This is a genomic window from Streptomyces sp. NP-1717 (assembly GCF_022695985.1).
In the GTDB taxonomy this organism is placed as follows: domain Bacteria; phylum Actinomycetota; class Actinomycetes; order Streptomycetales; family Streptomycetaceae; genus Streptomyces.
Map to the genome: position 1 here is coordinate 1 of NZ_JAAPBF010000140.1, position 18,755 is coordinate 18,755.

Below are 18,755 nucleotides of genomic sequence, written 5' to 3' on the forward strand. Positions count from 1 at the left end.
TGGGCAGGCCGGTGCCGAGTCGCCGTTTGAGCTGGACGGCGGTGATGGGTTCACCGTGTTCGGCCAGGTGCGTTGCGGCGATGGAGCGTGCTTCGGCAAGCAGCGGGCCGGGCACGTTCACCGCTGGCACGGCCGGGGCCGTGGCAGGCGCCGGTGCGGTGACCGGTGGCGAAGCCGTGGCACTCGGTTCGTCTTCACGGTGTTCGTCCTCACCAACAGGCAGCACTCTGCGTGTCGTTGGTGGGACGGGGGCGGGCTCCGAGGGATGCGCGACGGCATGGAAGTGGCGCAGGAGTTGCGGGCCGACCGTGCCCCAGCCGAGGAGCAGCAGGGGTGCGACCGCGTCCACGGCGGCGCGGCCGTAGTGTCCGAGGGCGAGGGGTTCGGCGATGTTGAGAGCCAGCGTCAGCAGTCCGGAGACGTGCATGAGGCGGGTGGCGGAGCGCATCTGTTCGGCGGGGACGCCGCGCAGGGAGAGGTAGCGCAGGGCCACCAGAAGCCCGACCACCGACAGGTCCACCATGGGCGCGATCAGTGGCGCAATCGGGGCGGGGACGCCGAGACGCAGGGCCAGTGACCAGACGTTGCCGAAGGAGAAGACGAACGCCAGGGCGGCGATGACGACCATGACCACGGTCACGACGCGCTGAGTGATCCGGTCCTCAACCACAGGGTTTCACCTCCTTTCAAGTCCGCCTGTGTGCGGGCGAGTTCGGCTCAGGCCGCCTTGGGCCTGTCTCCGGGATGGTCGATGGTTTTGGACAGGGTCAGCCCGCCGTGCGTACGCAGGAGTTCCATCGGGTCGCGGGTGAGGTGGGCAGTTGCCGCGGCGATGCGGGCCGAATCGGCATCAGTCACGTACGGGGTGCGGATGCGGGCGAAGCCGGGGCGGGACTGGTGGCTCATGGACGCGACGCCGACATAGGCAGGGTCCTGGAGGTTGATCGGATTGGCGTCGTCCCAATTGCGGATGTCTTCGCCCAGCGCGGCCACCGCTGCCTCTGCTGTCTTCTGCGCGAACGACAGGCCGACCGGACAGACGTCACGGATGAAGGTGGGGATGGCATCGCCCGTGGACTTCTGTGTGGCGAGGACGGTCAGGATGCCCACCGAGCGGCCCTTCTTCACCAGGTCCTCAACGAGCCGGGCGTTCTCCGCCGCCAGCGCCGCGAGCTTCTTCGTCTTGGGGTCGCTGCCCCGGTGGTCACGGAAGTAGGTGTGCGCCTCATCGATGATCACCACGACGAGCGGCCACGCTGCGCACGGGCCGACCGCCCACATGTCCTTCACCCCGAGTTGGGCCTTAACGGCCGTGTGGCGGGTTTCCCGCAGATTGACCAGCCGTTGGAACAGGGCGTTGGCGTCTTCCAGGTTGTCACCGACGAAGGCGAACATACGCTTGACCAGGTCCGCGTAGTCCCCCTGATACGCGGCGGACACCTTCCCGTCGAAGCCGACGAACTGCATCGCAGGCGAAGGCGCCCAGTCACAGACAAGCCCGTTGATCAGGCTGGTTTTGCCGAAGCCGGGCAGGCCGGCCACGGTCACACCCGGAACCTGGGACAGGCTCACCTCCACGCTCTGTCCGTACTCATCCACCCCCAGATCCCAGGCCGCCAGCCGGGCAGGCGCACGCCCGGTAGGCACCCGCCGGGTCGGCGTGATCAGCGGATCGAGCCGCACACCCCGAATGAGCACGTGGCCGGGTCCATCGGGAAGGACCGACACCCGCGTACACCGCCATGCGTCCGCTATGTACGGGGCGGCTTTCTGGAACTCCTCCAGAGACACCCTCGGCAGGCAGTTTGCCCGCGCGACGACCCCGAACCGGTCCGGTGTCACCTTCAACACCGGGACCAGGACGCGCGGTTTGATCGGCTTGCCCTCCGTGTTCGACAGCTCGGCCAGAGCGGTAGGCATCCTGTCCGTGACCGCCAGACCGGCCATCTGTGCGAACCGCTTCCACGTCCACCGCACCCGCACCGCCTGCCGGATACTGGCCCGCATCATCGAGTCAGCCCGCACGTAGCGCACGACCCACCACACCGCCCACACACCGACCAGGGCCAGGCCCGCCCCCACCATCAGGGGGGCGTAGCCGTACACCTCCTGCACGTTCATTGCTTCTCCTTCGGTGGCTGGTAGAGGTAGCGGACCAGGGCCGTTTCGAGGGCCGCCCAGTCCCTGGGGACCGACAGCGGCGGGTAGCCGTGCGCAACGAGCACGCCGGCGACGGAGTTCACCAGGCATTCGGTGAACCGGGGGTCCGGTCCGGGGTGAGGCATCGGGTAGACGCGCTCACCCCAGAGCCGGAAGGGTTTCCCGCTCACGCGGCAGCCTTCTTGCCCGGCTCAACCGCCACGGGGATCACGAGTTCGAGCGCCGCAGCCCGGTAGGCGACACCGTCCGAGAGCGACCCGTTGAAGATCCGGGCCCACGGGGTGGCGAACAGTTCCACCGGACGCACCGGGACACCGGGCTTGAGACCGTCCGGCAAACCGCCCGCCGGAACGGTGATCTTCAGGGCTTCCGCGCGGTCTTCTTCCATCAGGAAGACGGTCACCGTGTAGAGCTTCTGACCGGTCTCCCGGTCGGTGGCGAACGTCGTCTTCTCCTGATCGGTGTACTTGGGCACCGGCAGCGTCCCGACCATGAACGTCGAGGACTCCAGCAGACCCACACGAATACGCGCCATGAGTGGCACTTCCCTTCGGTTTGGTCCCGCCACGGTGGCGGGCTGGCATCTATAGAACCTATAAGACCTAGCAAAGTCAAGTGATGAGGGTGAGCTAGCAATCACGCCCGATAGGGCAGCTATGTCAGTCCGGTGTGCTAGGGGGGCTAGGGATCGCTACTCTGGAGGTATGAGTCACGCCCCAGAGAGCAGGCACGACCGTCGGCCGCCTTATCAGCACGCCGCCGACGAGCTGCGGCGCGACATCCTCCAGGGCCGCATCAAACCGGGCGAACAGGTGCCGCCCGTGCGTCTGCTGACAGAGCGCTTCCACCTCGCCAGCATGACCATCCGCAACGCGCTGGACGTCCTGAGGGACGAAGGGCTGATCTACACGATCCACGGCCGGGGCAGCTACGTCACCGACCGCGCCGAAGTCGATGCCGAGCCCGCCGAGCAGACAGGCGAGTTCACCATCGATTACTCCCCGCCCGTCTGGTGGCAGGTGCAGCAGGAGGCAGCGGAGCGGGAGGCTGGGACAGAGGAGACGATCGTTCACGGCGATACCGAAGCTGCCGTCAGTGCGGACCTCATCAAAGTACTCACCGCGCTTCGGGACGAGGTCCGGCACCTGAGTGCCCAGCATCAGGAACTGCGGAGAGAAATGGAGGCGTTGAAGGCTGAGCGTGGGCAGGGTTCGCAGCCCTGAGCTGTTCCAACGCCGCCCGCATCGCCTCCGCTTCACGATTCATCCGCGAGACCATCGCTGTGATTTCCCGGACCAGCGAGGACGCTTCGGCCAAGTCCGTGACACCCGCCTTTCGTTTACCGCTCTCGTGGCCTGTCATCGTTCCCCGTTCATGTCGTGCCGTCATGCCGTTCGCACCCACCTAAGCGCCGAATCGCCGCCGAAAGGCTTGCCCAGGGCTTGCCCATCCGGTTTCGCGGCTTGTCCATTTCCCTCGGCACACCGGACACCGTCACCGGGCAACCCAGGACCCCGGCCGCCGGGGGATGTGCCTCCCGAACTCCCATACTGCGGCACGGATTTGCATTCCGCAGATGAGCGTTTTCGAGGAGCCGGACAGGACGACACCCGCCGACACGCGCCGACACACGTTGGGACCCGTTGGGACACGGTGGGACCCGCTCCCGCTGAATTCACGTGACCGAAGTCACTGCCCCCCGCATGAGTGCCGCCACCTCGAAACCGCCCGCGCATCCTGCTCATGCCGCAACTCTGGCCGCAGACCCGGCAAGCCGCCAGGCACGATCCCGTCCCAGGGGAGGCGAGTTAGGCGATTCCCGCCAGGGGCGCCACTCGGCCGCCATCGAGTCCCGCCTCACGGGCACCACCTCTCCATTCCTCAACCGACCGCGAGAGCTTCGGGGCTGGCATTCAAGAGTCCGGAGAATCGCCGGTTTTCCCAACCGGCGATGTCGTGGTCTAATGCCGCGCGTCATTCCCAGGACGCCCATAGAGGTACTGATAACAGCCCCCGTGTGACCCACACGGACGGTGATCTGAGTCACGCTGAAATCCCTTCTCGCGAACCGGTCGACCCGGATGCCGCCATCACAGCACCCGAAGCGGACACCCCTTCCAGAGCCGAGGGAGGGAGGTCATTTGCTACAGGTGCGAAATTCGCGCCCGGTGTGACAGTCGCTGGCGACGAGTTCCAGAAAACCCGAGAGCCCCGACCATCACGGTGACCACCAGGGGCGACCATGGGTCACGAAATGGCAACGCCTGCCCCGACCACGCCAGTTTCCGACCCTCACCCTGTGGACAAGTTCCGCCGATCCGACGAACGAAACACGCAATGCAGCGCAAAACGCTACGTACAGGGTGTGGAGTGTTGCTGTCACGAGAATCAGGCGACGCCGTCCCGCAGGCGACCGACCAAACAGCAGCGGCGCCAGAGCTGTTCAAAGTTTCTTTACTGGATCAAGGCGGCCCGCTCACGCGGGCCGCGCGCACTGGCGGCAGGGGCCGCCGCGCTCCATGCCTCCGTCACCACTGCGGCGGCCCCCGCCGCTCAGCGCGCAGCCCAGACCAGCGAACCGACGAGGCCCAGGAGGCAACCAGACCGAGCGCGGCGCCACACCGACACCCGAAGCCACCGAAGCGGCCCCGCCGAACCGTCGCCCAGCACCACCACACCCAGCCGCAGCGCTCAGCGGCATCCGCGGGACCTCCGCCGAACATGCGAAAAGCCCCGCACGCTACAAGCCTGGCTTCGTTGACCTGTAGCAACAGCGTTTCTCGACAGCTTCGGGATTCGGTTGGTGATCAACCGGGGTTCTGGCTCAACTTCTGTGAACCCATGCTGACCCGGTTTGTGCCCGCCCAGTAGCTAGCCGCTGACCTGACGGTTCATCAGGACTACCGATCTTGCACCCCAAGGGCCAGCTCGACTCCACGGAAGTTGTGCCAGAGCCCGAAAACGACAGCAGATATTCTCCACTTCCGGAGGCACCACAGCCGACGCTTGTTCGATTCCGTTGGTGATGTGACAGCACGTCGCGACTGGGGCGAAATGTGGGAAGGCAGAAAACCAGGGGCCGATCGGACCTACGCGCCGACCTGCCTGTACGGCCGTTCGGATCATGAATGCGCAGCATCAGGATTATTCGACCGTTTCCGCCCTCCGCTCCTATTGGATTAGGGAAAGCCAGTCGTGCCGCATGTGAACTTCGGCTGGCATCGGATTGCCGACTGCTTCGAGGAGCCCAATCGGAGCCGGTCCAGCGCTTTCCCAGAAGGACACTGTGCCGCCGGAGAACAGGCAGTCGACAAACCCCACGTTCTCGGAGAACGTCGCGCCGGCGAAAGACACTGTGCCGCCGGAAAACCTCGCGCGGCTGAAGTGCACCTCTCCGCCGGAGAACGTCGCGTTGTTGAAGTCCACTTTGCCACCGGAGAATATCGCGGCGCCGAAAGACACCGTGTCGCCGGAGAACACCGCACCGGTGAAGGACACCGTGCCGCCGGAGAACGCCGCGTCGCCAAAAAGCACCGTGCCGCCGGAGAACGTCGCTTCACCGAAGGACACCGTCCCTCTGGAGAACATCGCCAGGTTGAAGGGTACCGTGCCGCCGGAAAACACTGCGCCGCCAAAGAATACCTCGCCGCCGGAGAATTTCGCGGCGTTGAAGGACACCACGCCGCCGGAGAACGTCGCGTTGTTGAAGTCCACTTTGCCACCGGAGAACGTCGCGGCGCCGAAAGACACCGTGTCGCCGGAGAACACCGCACCGGTGAAGGACACCGTGCCGCCGGAGAACGCCGCGTCGCCAAAAAGCACCGTGCCACCCGAAAACACCGCGTCGCCAAAAAGCACCGTGCCGCCGGAGAACACCGCGTCGCCAAAAAGCACCGTGCCACCCGAAAACACCGCGCTACTGAAGTCCACCGTGCCACCGGAAAACACCGCGCCACTGAAGTTCATGCTGCCGTCGATGGTGACGCCGGTGAGGTCGAGGTCGCAGCCTTGCCATGAACGGTGAGTCCCACAGGGGCGTCGGTAGTGGTCACCGATGAGGCGCAGGATCGTGTGCCGGACTTTACGGAAAGCCAGGTAGCGGTGGTGTTCCTCCTGGTCGGTGGGGTGGGTGCCGGGGTCCGGAGTGAAGGGGAGCTGGAGGTAGGCGCACAGGACATCGATGCAGGTCTGGCGCAGGTTGTCGTCGGGGGCGTCGTCGGCGAGGCCGGCCAAGGCGTGGACGCCGCCGAGACGGACGGCGGGGGAGTCGTCGCCGAGCTGCGAGACAGCGGTGGTGAAGCGTTCGGTGTGGAGCCGGGTGGCTTCGCGGTGGGCGCCGGTCTCGTCGACGCGCTGGCGGCGGTAAGCGACGACCAGGGCGACGAGCGCGCCGGCCCCGGCGACCACCCCGAAGGAGAGTTTCACCAGGTCGAAGAGTGTCTTCGCGTCGAGCTTGGCGGTGGTGTCGATCTCCTTGAAGTCGAGCAGCATCACCAGGCCGTAGAAGACACCGCCCGCGACTAGGACCGCAGTGGCGAAGGTGAGGGTCAGCGCCCGGCCGACCTTCCATAGTCGCAACTCCCGATCATTCGGGTCGGATCGCGAGCTTTGATTGGTTGTCATAACGATGAAGACAAGACGCGGAGATCAGCGGTTGCAACCAGTTCGCTGAGTGCGGGGTTCGGCCTGGATGCGGGCTTCCGCGTGGCCCAGAAGACGACCGCGCGGCTTCGGCCTCCAGGGTCTGTCTCCTGACTGGGCGGCAGCAGCCGCCCACCTCACCCTTGCGTGAGCTGTTCGATTTTTCATGGTTAACTCAGGTTCCTCCGGAAGTTGTGAACATCTGGTTCTGGCACACATTCCGTGATCTGGTTACTGAGCGTTCGGATGCCCATGAAGTTGAGCTCGAAGAGAGTTAGCTATTTGGTCTGCCTGGTCAGCTGTTACTCGCTCCTGCTCGGGTCGCCGAAGCAGCTCGAAGATGCCCGGCCCACGGTGTTCTGGTTGCAGGTCTGCCATGCGCGGAACGATGTGGAAGTGCACGTGTGCGAAGCCTTCGGCTTCGGCGAACTGGACGATGTAGGTCTTGGCGCAGCCAGTCATGCTCCGGAGAGCCTGGGATAGCTTGACCTGCCACACCCCTAGGGCAGATGCCTCAGCGTTGGTGAGTTCATGAACCGCGGCAACATGGCGCCGAGGCAGCAGCACCAGCCAGCCCGGCATTGCGGTGTTGAAGGCGTGGGCCACCCGCCAGTGCTGGTCATAAACCACGCACTCGCGTGGTGAAAGGTCGTCGAACTCTGCTTCCTTGCTGCATGCGTAGCAGCCGGGAGTCGTCATGAACTGAGATCGTAGAACTGTCGCACTGCGAAACGCCTGTCGGCCTCAGCCACCAGTCACGCCAGGAGAACTCTTTTCCGAAGGAGCTGGAAGCCGGCACGGCCGAACATTTGGCGCTTCAGCATCTTGATCCGGTTGACGTGGCCCTCGACCACACCTGAGCTCCAGGGCAGGGGCAGACCGGCAGTGACGGCGTCGCGGTCGCGGTCGATGCCTGCGGCGAGGGTGTGAAGGCTTGGCAGGTCGTCCTGGCGGACGGCGTCGAGCCATGCGGGGAGTCGTTCGCCCTGGCGCTCGGTGAGCATGGTCGCGAAGGAGCGGACGTGGCCAGTGAGGGCGTCAAGTTCGGGGCAGTTGGCCAGAACTGACTTGAGCCGGAGTTGTTCGATCTCGGTGAGAGATTCCGGGCGGCTGAGAATCCATCTGGTCACCAGGCGGGGTGCCGGTGGCTGTGCGGTGACTGGGCGGGGTGAGGTGCGCTTCTTCCTGATGTAGGCGCTGACGATGCCGTAGCTGCCCTTGTAGCCGAGCAGGACGATCTCTTCCCAGAGCTTCCAGGCATTGGTGGCGCCCTCGTTCCAGCGGTCGTCGAGGTAAGGCTTGTAGTCGTCCAAGGCGGAGGTCCGGTTGTACTGCCACTGCCCGTGGAAGAGGTCTTCGGGCCTGGCGGCGTCGGCGAGACTTTTGACGGTGCGGTGGGTCATGTGGAGCTGGCGGCTGTGGCCGGCATCCAGCATCGCGTGGACGGTGGCGTGCCTGGCCCGGATGCGGTTGGCGAACCGGTCGCTCTTCCAGGGCGACGTCAAGGTCTCTTCGGGCGGTGTGGGGTCGTCACGCTCTTCACCGTCACTGGCCGGTTGGGGGACCAGGACGGGTAGGCACTGGCGGTGACGGGCGACGGCCCGCTCGGCTGCTTCGCCGAGGTTGTGCCACAGGTGCCACCGGTCGGCAACCTGAGTCGCCTGGGGCGCCCCGGCCCTGGCGCCTTCCGCGAAGAACGGAGCCCGATCCCGGCAGACCACCTCGATACCGGGCCGTTCGGCCAACCACTTCGCCAGGCTGGATGCCTCCCGGTCAGGCAGCAGGTCCACTGGCCGTCGAGTCTCGACATCGACCAGAACCGTGCCGTAGACGCGGCCCTTGCGCGTGGCGTACTCATCGACGCCGACCACTCGCGGGGCAGGCGCCTCCGGCTCGGGCAACGCATCGAGCAGTCGCAGGACCGTGCTGCGGCTGACGGACACTCCGAAGACTCTGGCCATTCTGGCGCCGGCCCGGCCAGCGAGCGCGAGACCAACTGCGGCCAGCGTCGAGCGCAGCCGCTCAGTCCACCGGCTGTATCTCCGGGTCAGCCCCGGCATTTGCTCGACAAAGGTCCGCCGTCCGCAGGAAGCATCCCGGCAGAAGAACCTGCGGACCCGCAGGCAGAGGACTACCCCTCGCCCTGCGCCGGGCACGTCGGCGGGAAACCGCAGGTACGAGCTGTGTATCCGACTCGAACCGCTCCCGCACCCCGGGCACGCGGCTCGGGCCGCCGCGCTACAAGCCTCGATACGTACCGTCTCGTCGTTCACGTCCACCGACAGCACCGTTACGTCTGCGACCGATGGGAACAACAGCTCTTCCAGTCGGAGCACTGTTTCTTCCACGGCGCCGAACTGTCGGGCACCCGAGCACCACCACTGATCATTTTCAGGCAACTTCCCGGAGGCCGCCGCGCGCGTCAGACGTCACTCACCGTGCGTGCTTCACGGAAGTTGAGCCAGAACCACTACTGCTCGACAAAGCCAACAAGCCCCTACGGGATGGGAGTTGGGCGCGGGGGGCCATCGGGCAACTGTCGAGACTGGGAGACGTCAGTGGCTGGGGTGGCCGACTTCCAGGGCTTTACCCACCTGTTCGGGTCGGGGCCCGCGTCGGGCAAGGCCAGGGGGCCACTCGATCAAATTCCGGGCAGGGGTACAACCTGCCCGAGTTGCCGGGCCAGCGTACGGCCCCCTGACCATGCCCGACCCCAACCCGAACAGGGCACCGGCCAAAGCCCCTCCAGCCGGCCACGACGTTGTTCGGACGCGCCCATTCCAGATCGCGCCCAGGACCTGACAGCAGTTCACCCCCAGCCGCGGCGTTGAGCACGTGTCTGGGGGTGCGACCTGTCCAGCGCCATCAGGCACGGGGGCTCTGGACAGGGGTCTACAAGTGGCCCGTAAAGGCCAGCGTGGGAGGGCCGACGAGGGCCCCTACTGCGATCAGGATGAACAGAGACCAGGCCGTACGTCCAAGAGCGTTCATCGGGGACCCCATCCGATCGCGTCACGGAGTTCGCGGACGTTGGAGAGCAGCACAGCGGCGATATCGCAGTACGCGTAAGTCGCGGCGCAGGCGCTGCACTTCCGGGAGTGATCGAGATAGGCGTTCCAGGCCGTCACTTCCTGGGATTCGAGTTCCTGGGTGGCCGTCATTCGAGTCCCAAGGCGCGCCTGGCATCCGCGTTCGTCGCGGCGATGTTGGCGCCCGTACCGCAGCTCACGCCGGGCGTCCGGCACGGGACACAGCGCATCTCGTGGGTTTCCAGATCATGGTCAGACCGCTCCACGACGGCCCAGAGAGCCGTTCTCTCCTCCGGGCCAAGCTCGGGGGCGCTCATGCGTCCACCCCTGCCAGCTCGCGAGCGTTGCGCCACTCGCTGGCCAGCTCGTCCTCGCGCCTGCAGGAGATCCCGACTGCCCGGCACCCACAGACCTCCAGGTGAGCCATGTACCGCCCGTGGGCCTCGTTCGCCGCATACTCCAGAAAGCCGGCCACGCTCATCTTCACGACCACCGTGATCCGGGTGTCCAACGCGCCTTGCGCCATCACCGGCAGACCCTGCTTCTGGAACCCCTCACGGCGCTCCAGCGCCTTGGCGATCTCCGCTTTCGCACTTTTGCTGAGCACGGTTTCCGCACATCCCGTGCGGCTAAAGTTCCGCATGTCGGTTGCTCCCTGGTTGAGCGGTCGGCAGTCCCCGTACCGTGAGCGCGGTTCGGGGACGCTTGCTTGACCAGGCTTTCGACAAGCCAGCGGCAGAGACAGGGACGCAACGTCCCACTTTCAGGACGCTATTCTGTGACTCCCAGGAACTCGGCCAACGGCCGTAGCCCTTGCGGGTGGTTGGGCAGTGACCAGAGGTCGCGCACGATGGCCACCGCGAGGGTGTGGTGGCGTATCCACTCAGGGGCAACGCGCTTCAGGGACTCCAGGGTCTTCACCGCGCCGGCGGCGTCCCCGATGTCCGTGTGCGCCCTTGCTACGTCGAGCAGCAGCCACGTTCGCCACGACGGTGGTGTGTCCTTGCTCAGACGCATGCCCTTGGCCAGCGCGAGGGCGTCTTCGGGGTGCCCGTACTGGACGGCCAGGCGGACGCGCTCGATACGGACCGACGACGGGCTGAAGACGCTGATCATGCGGTTGTCGTCACCGGCGGGGAGCTTGGAGACGCGTGCGGCTTCCTTCTCCGCCGTCTCCATCATCGATGCCGCACGGTCGTAATCGCGACTCCGTGCCGCTGAGGTGGCGGCGCTCATGGTGAGGGCGCCCCAGACTTTCAGCCCGTCTGCGGTATTGGTGAGGCTAGCCGCCTTCATGTCGTCCGCAGCACGGTTGGCGACGTACAGGGCGTCTTCCAGGCGACCTTGGCGCTGGTACGCCCACGCCGTGGAGTTGACGATCATCGGCAGGAGCAGCGGATCGGACGACTGCCCCGCCGCGTCTATCGCACGCTCCAGGCTCGTCAAAGCGAGGTCGGTTGTACCCATACGAATCGCGACGTGGCCACCGAGCTGGAGCACCTTGCCCAGCGCCGCGAAGCCGGCTCCACGCTCGTCGTCGGTGCCGGAGACCGACGCGGAACGTGCCTCCGAAATCAGGTCAGGAAGCGCCTTCATCACGACATCGAACTCCGCCCCGTGGTACTGCGACCAGCCGTCGGCGATCTGCTCGCGCAGACGCTCCAGGGAGAAGTCCGGGCCGACCGGTGACGGTGGCGGCCCCCACAGCGGGGGCATGATCGCGCGACGTACCGCCACGAGACGTGGGCCATTGGCCTCACCGGTCTTGGCGACCGCAGGCGGGTCCCCCAGAAGCGTGGTCAGCTCAACACCAAGCCCGTTCGCGAGGGCATGCAGCGTCGGGAGACGGGCCGAGTGCTTCCGCCCCTGTTCGAGCTGACGAATCACGTCCACAGAGACACCGGAGCGCTCCGCAAGGTCCTCTTGCGTGAGGTCGGCCAGGCGTCGCAGTCGCCGGAGCGTCTTTCCAAGGTTCTGTTCGCTCGCTACCACGCTGCCACGCTACGCCGCGAAAGTACGGGCACCCTCGGCAACGTCCTGATGATCCGCGCATCGCGTGTGCCCCGACCCATGAGGCTGGCAACTCGTCCGCGGTCATCGTGCCCACGATCGCCGACCACTATGTTGTCCACCCCTCCGACATCAGAGCCTAGCGCTCGCTGCTCGTCTCACCCTCGGACGTCATTGGGTTCATGGACGTGCCCGTGCACGATAGGCGGCCGTTGCGCGGTTCGATTCATCGCAAATCCATTGTCAAGGGTAAACAATCTCCTCCAAGCGTTCCACAACTAACCGCCATTCCCGCGAAATCGCGTCGGGAATATTTAGCATGCTGGATCGACCATGAAGAACGTCGGAGGATTTGCTATACACGTGACGTGCAAGCCTAATCAATCCCACCACTTCAACTCTGCGTTCTTCGGGCACCATTCCGAGAATAAATACTAATCGCTCTGGGACCCTATTGGTCGCCAAATTGGGCGGCGCCTGACACACGATTCGATGGGCCTCAAGGGCCACTCTCTCAATGCGTAGCCTGATTTCTAGCACCTCGATTCGAGATGCTGAGATTCCTACACTCATTTCGCTCAGCCGCCAACAAGGTCTGAGCATGCTTTACGGGCGATTCCAATCTCAGATTTCAGATCGTTCTTCGTAGTAGAAGCCCCATGCACGGCATTATTCCAGACCGCCAACAGGTTGCCGCACCTAAGTTTCGCCTCGCGCACGGGATGCTTACTTCCTGCTGGAACGTTGATGATCTCTTCCGCCTTGTCGATTCGGGCCACAGTGCTCTGGCATGAATCTAGAAGTGCCAGGTCATCAGAAACATCTCGCCCCCCGGAGAGAGCGTTTCGCACGATACTCTGATGCAGGGCAATATCGAGCGCCTGACGCAGAAGTCCGCGGATGATCTGAGTCTCCGTCAAATACCCATTTACGGAAACCTTGGGGGCCAAGGCTCTAAGATCCTCTGCATCGTCCAGAAGCATGCGCCATAGTTCATCGGTTGATTCAAGAGAGATCACACCAGTTTCAAGATCTCGGCTAATCGCCCAGGAATGACAGTTGAGCGAACGAGCCATGAGGTGTGCCTTCAAGCGCTCATCGTGTGTGAAAACTAGGACACGGCGGGCTGCCGCAATCTCCGCGAGGACGGCTGAAAGTCTGTCAACACGAATATCATCGAAAGCGTGCACGGGGTCATCCAGCACCAAGAAACCGAAAGGGCCGGACTCGATTGTGGCGAGAAGAGGTGCAAGTAGAAAGGCGTTTCTCTGCCCCGCGCTTAGCATCGAGAGGCTGAGTGGTTGACCTGCTGGATTCTGAACCTTGACCTCTGCCCGTTGAGTGGTCAGTCGGACATCCTCCAGCAGGATTCCGGCATCATCGAGGAGTTCCTTAACGCGCCCACCAGCCAGGGTGGTGAAATCTTGTGCACGCTTATCTCGTAGATGACTAGCTAGATCCTTGAGGCAACTACTGGTTGCCTTCCAGAGTTGATTCTCGCTTGCGATCACCATATGTTCACGACACGTACTGACAAAGTCCTCAATGGCCTCCCTTCGCTTTAGTCGCCATTGCTTATCAAACGCGCTAAGACCCGCGGCTTCTGCACAGGCCCGCCACCAGTCACGTGTTTCCAGTATCGAACGGAGCTCAAGAAAGCTCCGGTGTGCCAGCCCGGTGGGCTGGCATCCGTAGCGTTTCAATACTTGACAGAGCTCGCTTGCGCGGTATTGCGCCCGGTCGAGAAGATCCTGAGAGGTGGCGATCGGTGTGGGTGCTGAAACCAGAACGGAAACCACTTGACGAAACTCTGTTTCGAGTGATCGCTTTAGTTCGCCAAGTGATGACTCAGCTTCAAGGTGAAGCGGTTCCAAATCGGCCAGCTCAATGATGCTTCCCTGGAGTCGCGCCGGCCAGTCGGCCTGCTCACTTTCGCAGACTGGACATTCCGTTCCCGGCGACTCAAGGTCGACTACATGCTGATGAAATCCACGCAGAGAATTCGCGAGGCGGCGCTTCACCGAATCCGGCGATGAGTCGATCTTACGAAACGCTTCCTCAGTCCGTTCGAGTGCGGCAGATAGTGTCTCCCAGTGTCTATCTGTGACTTGGGGGAGGGAAACGCCTGAATCACTTAGCTCATTTTCTTCAAGCCAGGCATCGATATCAGGTATCCAAGCTGGCCAGGTGATGGTCTTTACTCTCGCCGATGGGTCTAGTTTGCCGTTTATTTCATCGACTTCGGCGATTCGTCGCTTGGCCTCTTTGGCTGCATCGTCAATAAGCTTTTTTGCTGAGGTGGCCTTTTCGCTTAGGTCCGCAACGCGATCATTCAGAACAACGAAGCAGCCACCGAAGGCAAGAAGGTTCTCAATGTATTCACGCAAGTCCTTGCTCTGCTGAACTCGACGCTCAATGTCGGCATAGGCAAATACGGGAGGGTGTCCAGCGAGAGCGTGACTCCAGGTCGTGTCCTCTAGATGAATCTTTACCGATTCACCTGTTGGCAGCAACCAATCAGCCTCGTGGGAGATGACTTCACCATTACCATCGATTAGACAGCATAGAGTAAGTTTTTCATTCTCTCTAGACAGGGTGACTTCGGCTACTGTCTTCTCGGCGTCACGGGCCGCGTGGACCTTCTCCCACAAGGGTTCCAATTTTGAACGTGAGGATTTATGTTCCGCAGACGTCCACCACTTGGTGGATCCCGATAGGGCAGTCCGAATCCCGTCGGCAATGGTTGACTTGCCCGACCCATTCGGACCGTGAATAATAGTCACCCCGGGCGATGGGTCGATCTTCATTATTACCTGGTTTGTAGCCCCTTGATAGCCAAGTACCGTTACGGACGTCAGGTGCCACGGCTCCCCTAGTGTTGGGTCCTGTCGAAGCTCTGACTTCGATTTGATTTCCAAGGTCAGATTGAGGAGATTTTGCCACGCCGACTTTTTCTCCGAAAGGCGGGCGGACGCAAGGAAATTTTCAATTTCTGCAGTGAGATCGGAGAAATTTAAGGTTCGCAGATCAGGGAGTTGATGCCTCTCGCTCAGACTTTTGCCAGCAAGTTTCAGGCTTTCAACAGCTGTGAGATCTGTACTCACTGCCCCTCCGTCAATCAGCGCACTTGTCTTGGCTGACTGACAGTACTGTGCGACAAAGCTGGATGCTTGGGTTTTCTTGATGGAAGAGGGGAAATAGTACATTCTTGCGACTGGTGTGGCGCCCGATAATGCGTGCATAGCGGATCAAATCAGGCATTCTTGGATTGGCTTCGCTCTCTGGGTACGCCAGACCCAACGGATTTGCTGACCGCTGCGCTGCCCTTCTCGTCCGGTGTTGACGGCAACCCTGACGGCAACGACGGCACACAGAGACCGTCGATCACGGCTGTCAACGATCAGCCCAGGAAAGGGCGGGCCTCCCTCTCAAGAGCCTGCCCGATCCTACGGATCAGAAGGTTGCAGGTTCGAATCCTGCCGAGTGCACACAGGTCAACGGCCCCCCGGACAATGTCCGGGGGGCCGTTGACGTCAGCGATGACATCAACGTCGTTCGTCGGCAGGGACGACGCCACGGCCGACACCCACTGGGGAGAGCCGGGCATGGGGGACTGGATACCGCTGATGTTGCCGATCACAGTTGGCATCGGCGGCCTCGCGATCGCGCTTAGCTGCCGCAACTTTGGATTGAGGGTCTACGACCTGCTGGTGAGGTGGGTGCCCGGCGGTGGGATTGACTCGAGATTCTCCCCCGACGTTCTGCGTGGGATCGCAGGATTGCTGGGGACGATCCTCCTGGTCGCCGCCGGTGTTCAAGCGGTTGACCTGCTCTAGCCTTCGGCCGGGGCATCCCCTCCCAGCACGTCGTCCATCCACGCGTACGCGTCGCACCGTCGCGTCCCGGCACAGGACGGTCGGCATCCGATTCGGGTTGCGCGGATCTGTCACCCGTCCCGTCACCGTGGCAAGGGGCTGAGTTCGTTGGAATCAGGTGCCCTTGTGGCCAATCCCGCTACGCAATGGCGATCTCGGCGATCAGGGCGCGAATCCGCTTCTCGATCTCGTCGCGGATGGGACGGACGTCATCGACGCCCTGCCCGGCGGGATCGGGCAACTGCCAGTCGAGGTAACGCTTACCGGGGAAGACGGGGCAGGTGTCGCCGCAGCCCATCGTGATCACGACATCGGATGCCCGCACGGCCTCGACGGTGAGCACCTTGGGCACCTCGGCCGAGACGTCGATGTCCACCTCGGCCATCGCGGCGACAACGGCAGGGTTCACCGAGTCGGCGGGCGTGGATCCTGCGGACCGCACCTGTACGCGGTCGCCCGCGAGATGCGTGAGAAACGCGGCGGCCATCTGAGAGCGGCCGGCGTTGTGGACGCAGACGAACAGCACGGAGGGCGGAGCGGTGTCAGACATGGGCGGGGCTTTCGTCGGTCGGGAGAGAGGGAACGGGGAAGAAGCGGCGGGCGTACAGCGCGACGTGGACGAGGCCGATCAGCACCGGCACCTCGATGAGCGGGCCGACCACTCCGGCGAGGGCCTGTCCGGACGTGGCGCCGAACGTGGCGATCGCTACCGCGATGGCCAGCTCGAAGTTGTTGCCCGCGGCGGTGAACGCCAGCGTCGTCGCGCGCGGGTGGTCGAGGCCCACGGCGCGCCCGACCGCCATCGACCCGGCCCACATGATCGCGAAGTACACGAGCAGTGGTAGCGCGATGCGGACGACGTCGAGCGGCTGCGAGGTGATCGCGTCACCTTGCAGCGCGAACAGGACAACGATCGTGAACAGCAGCCCGTACAGGGCGAACGGTCCGATGCGCGGGATCAGATTCGCCTCGTACCAGGCGCGGCCTTTGGCCCTCTCGCCGAGCCGGCGCGTGAGGTAGCCGGCGACGAGCGGAACACCGAGGAAGATCAGCACGCTTCGGGCGATCTCCCGCACAGACACGTCGAGGCCTGCCTGGTCGAGGCCGAGCCATCCGGGCAGCACCGACAGGTAGAACCAGCCGAGGGCCGAGAAAGCGATCACCTGGAACACCGAGTTCAGCGCGACCAGGACGGCGGCGGCCTCGCGGTCGCCACAGGCCAAGTCGTTCCAGATGATCACCATGGCGATACAGCGTGCCAACCCCACGATGATCAGGCCCGTCCGGTACTCCGGCAGATCCGGCAGGAACAGCCACGCCAACGCGAACATGAGCGCCGGACCGACGATCCAGTTCAGCAGGAGGGAGAGCAGGAGCAGGCGGCGGTCGCGGGTGATGGTGTCGAGTCGGTCGTAACGCACCTTCGCGAGGACCGGGTACATCATCACGAGCAGGCCGAGTGCGATCGGCAGCGATACGCCGGTCACGGTGACCTCGGCGAGCGCGTCCCCTATGCCGGGCACGAGGCGGCCGAGACCGAGGCCGACCGCCATCGCGGCGAGAATCCACGCGGTGAGGTATCGGTCGAGGAACGACAGGCGACCGACCACCGCCTGCTCAGGAGCGGCGCTCACGCGGTCACCTCGTCGGGCGCGGGCAGGGGCGTGCCGGCAGGGCGGGTCAGGATGCCGGCGAGGCGGTCGGTCATCTCGGGCAGCAGCCAGTAGTAGACCCACGTGCCACGCCGCTCGCAGTCGATGAGGCCGGCCTGCCGAAGCAGCTTGAGGTGATGCGAGATGGTCGGCTGCGACAGGTCAAAAGCGGGGGTCAGGTCACAGACGCAGACCTCGCCTCCGGCGCGCGAGGCGATCATCGAGAGCAGGCGCAGGCGTACCGGATCGCCCAGTGCCTTGAACACCTTCGCCAGATCCACTGCCTGATCCTCGTCGAGGGGAGCGGTCAGCAGGGCGGGGCAACAGGCGCCGGTCTCGTCGGTCCGGCCGAGCACGACAAGCTCTTGTTTCGACATGCTTCTATGTTGACGTCCTTCGATACAAGATGCAACCTTGAATCGAAGAACATCAATGCAGTCGATGGGAGCACCGCCATGTCTCGTGCACAACTCGCCCTGCGCGTCAGCGACCTCGAAGCGTCGGTCACCTTCTACTCGAAGCTGTTCGGTACCGAACCGGCCAAGCGTCGCGAGGGTTACGCCAACTTCGCCATCGCCGAGCCGCCGCTCAAGCTCGTGTTGATCGAGGGCGAGCCCGGAGAGGAAACACGCCTCGACCACCTCGGCGTGGAGGTGGAAGCCTCGGAGCAGGTGACCGCCGCTACGACTCGGCTCAAGGGCGCGGGTCTCGCCACGTTCGAGGAGAACGACACCTCGTGCTGCTACGCCCTGCAGGACAAGGTGTGGGTGCACGGCCCCGGCAAGGAACCGTGGGAGGTCTACGTCGTCAAGGCCGACGCCGACTCTCTCGGCAAGAGCGCCGCCCCCAACGCCGGCGGCGAGAGCTGCTGTACGAGCGAGCCTGCCGGGGCAGCGCCGGCGGCAGCCGGGTGCGCCTGTGGTCAGTAGTCCGAAAGGGCCCCGTGAGTGCCCGAAGTGGAAGCTCATGTACCGGAGTTGATGGGACTTTAGACGGCAGCGACGGCAGCGACGGCAGCGACGGCAGCGACGGCAGCGACGGCAGCGACGGCAGCGACGGCAGCGACGGCACTCGGCCACACCTCTGGGCTGACCTGAGCGATTGGAGCCCAGGCGTGGGCCGTTGATCCCACCCAGCCGCCCGGCAGGATGGACAGTGCGGATAGGCGAACCACGGGGCGCATCGCACGCCGGAGAGAGCCGCAGGTGTGATCCGGGCCGCTGATCGAGGCATCCGCTGATGCACCGGAGTGGCGGCCGGATGTCCGTGATGCCGGGTGGGTCGGTTCTTGGTCGACAGGGCGCCGCTCCCTGGCACGGACCCCTTGTCCTCAACGGGCCTGCTGACCGGCCTCGCTGAAGGCGGGCTGGGCGCTCCGGGGCCTATTG

17 protein-coding genes are annotated in these 18,755 nt (G+C 64.1%); 3 read left to right on the forward strand and 14 right to left on the reverse strand.

Features of this window, described 5'->3' with window-relative positions:
* The 4 genes from GXP76_RS24075 to GXP76_RS24090 form a co-directional block, all read right to left on the reverse strand.
* Nucleotides 1-670: DUF2637 domain-containing protein (locus GXP76_RS24075; RefSeq protein WP_242573670.1), on the reverse strand; the 670-nt coding region annotated here is incomplete at its 3' end.
* Nucleotides 671-717: 47 nt separating this feature from the next.
* Nucleotides 718-2,121 carry an FtsK/SpoIIIE domain-containing protein gene (locus GXP76_RS24080; protein WP_242573671.1) on the reverse strand — a complete coding sequence of 468 codons (1,404 nt, stop codon included), beginning with the start codon at nt 2,119-2,121 and terminating at the stop codon, nt 718-720.
* Complete coding sequence (locus tag GXP76_RS24085) at nt 2,118-2,330, reverse strand: hypothetical protein (RefSeq protein ID WP_242573672.1); 213 nt, start codon at nt 2,328-2,330, stop codon at nt 2,118-2,120. Before GXP76_RS24085 ends, GXP76_RS24080 begins: the two co-directional genes overlap by 4 nt.
* Nucleotides 2,327-2,695 carry a hypothetical protein gene (locus tag GXP76_RS24090; RefSeq protein WP_242573673.1) on the reverse strand — a complete coding sequence of 123 codons (369 nt, stop codon included), beginning with the start codon at nt 2,693-2,695 and terminating at the stop codon, nt 2,327-2,329. Before GXP76_RS24090 ends, GXP76_RS24085 begins: the two co-directional genes overlap by 4 nt.
* Nucleotides 2,696-2,864: 169 nt before the next feature.
* Between GXP76_RS24090 and GXP76_RS24095 the strand changes: the two genes are divergently transcribed.
* Nucleotides 2,865-3,383: an SCO5717 family growth-regulating ATPase gene (locus GXP76_RS24095; protein ID WP_242573674.1), complete on the forward strand. Its 519-nt coding sequence runs from the start codon at nt 2,865-2,867 to the stop codon at nt 3,381-3,383.
* Between the two features lie 1,948 nt (nt 3,384-5,331).
* On the opposite strand, the gene GXP76_RS24100 is transcribed toward GXP76_RS24095, so the two are convergent.
* The 7 genes from GXP76_RS24100 to GXP76_RS24130 all read right to left on the reverse strand — a co-directional run bounded on the left by GXP76_RS24100 (nt 5,332) and on the right by GXP76_RS24130 (nt 14,944).
* Nucleotides 5,332-6,783, reverse strand: coding sequence for a pentapeptide repeat-containing protein (locus tag GXP76_RS24100; protein WP_242573675.1), 1,452 nt, complete (start codon nt 6,781-6,783; stop codon nt 5,332-5,334).
* A gap of 249 nt (nt 6,784-7,032) precedes the next feature.
* The gene (locus tag GXP76_RS24105; RefSeq protein ID WP_242573676.1) at nt 7,033-7,500 is read right to left on the reverse strand and encodes an HIT family protein; all 468 of its coding nucleotides are present in this window, start codon (nt 7,498-7,500) and stop codon (nt 7,033-7,035) included.
* Between the two features lie 56 nt (nt 7,501-7,556).
* The gene (locus tag GXP76_RS24110) at nt 7,557-9,149 is read right to left on the reverse strand and encodes an ISL3 family transposase (RefSeq protein WP_308354204.1); all 1,593 of its coding nucleotides are present in this window, start codon (nt 9,147-9,149) and stop codon (nt 7,557-7,559) included.
* Between the two features lie 639 nt (nt 9,150-9,788).
* Nucleotides 9,789-9,962 (reverse strand): hypothetical protein, encoded by a 174-nt coding sequence (locus GXP76_RS24115; protein ID WP_242573677.1) that lies wholly within the window; start codon nt 9,960-9,962, stop codon nt 9,789-9,791.
* 181 nt (nt 9,963-10,143) lie between these two features.
* Nucleotides 10,144-10,473 carry a hypothetical protein gene (locus tag GXP76_RS24120; RefSeq protein ID WP_242573678.1) on the reverse strand — a complete coding sequence of 110 codons (330 nt, stop codon included), beginning with the start codon at nt 10,471-10,473 and terminating at the stop codon, nt 10,144-10,146.
* Nucleotides 10,474-10,601: 128 nt separating this feature from the next.
* Nucleotides 10,602-11,822 carry a helix-turn-helix transcriptional regulator gene (locus GXP76_RS24125; protein WP_242573679.1) on the reverse strand — a complete coding sequence of 407 codons (1,221 nt, stop codon included), beginning with the start codon at nt 11,820-11,822 and terminating at the stop codon, nt 10,602-10,604.
* 596 nt (nt 11,823-12,418) lie between these two features.
* On the reverse strand, nt 12,419-14,944 hold the full coding sequence (locus tag GXP76_RS24130) for an AAA family ATPase (RefSeq protein ID WP_242573680.1): 2,526 nt from the start codon (nt 14,942-14,944) through the stop codon (nt 12,419-12,421).
* A gap of 423 nt (nt 14,945-15,367) precedes the next feature.
* Between GXP76_RS24130 and GXP76_RS24135 the strand changes: the two genes are divergently transcribed.
* Nucleotides 15,368-15,676, forward strand: a complete 309-nt coding sequence (locus GXP76_RS24135) for a hypothetical protein (RefSeq protein WP_242573681.1) — start codon at nt 15,368-15,370, stop codon at nt 15,674-15,676.
* A 178-nt stretch (nt 15,677-15,854) separates the two neighbouring features.
* Here the strand turns inward: GXP76_RS24135 and GXP76_RS24140 are convergent, their stop codons facing one another.
* From GXP76_RS24140 to GXP76_RS24150, 3 genes are read right to left on the reverse strand one after another with little or no spacing between them, the layout of a single operon-like run.
* On the reverse strand, nt 15,855-16,265 hold the full coding sequence (locus GXP76_RS24140; RefSeq protein ID WP_242573682.1) for an arsenate reductase ArsC: 411 nt from the start codon (nt 16,263-16,265) through the stop codon (nt 15,855-15,857).
* Nucleotides 16,258-17,349: an ACR3 family arsenite efflux transporter gene (gene arsB, locus GXP76_RS24145; protein WP_374362332.1), complete on the reverse strand. Its 1,092-nt coding sequence runs from the start codon at nt 17,347-17,349 to the stop codon at nt 16,258-16,260. The genes GXP76_RS24140 and arsB overlap by 8 nt, the downstream gene beginning before the upstream one ends.
* Nucleotides 17,346-17,744 carry a helix-turn-helix transcriptional regulator gene (locus GXP76_RS24150; protein ID WP_242573683.1) on the reverse strand — a complete coding sequence of 133 codons (399 nt, stop codon included), beginning with the start codon at nt 17,742-17,744 and terminating at the stop codon, nt 17,346-17,348. The genes arsB and GXP76_RS24150 overlap by 4 nt, the downstream gene beginning before the upstream one ends.
* A 78-nt stretch (nt 17,745-17,822) precedes the next feature.
* On the opposite strand from GXP76_RS24150, the gene GXP76_RS24155 reads away from it, so the two are divergent.
* Nucleotides 17,823-18,296 carry an ArsI/CadI family heavy metal resistance metalloenzyme gene (locus GXP76_RS24155; protein WP_242573684.1) on the forward strand — a complete coding sequence of 158 codons (474 nt, stop codon included), beginning with the start codon at nt 17,823-17,825 and terminating at the stop codon, nt 18,294-18,296.
* Nucleotides 18,297-18,755 lie beyond the last annotated feature (459 nt).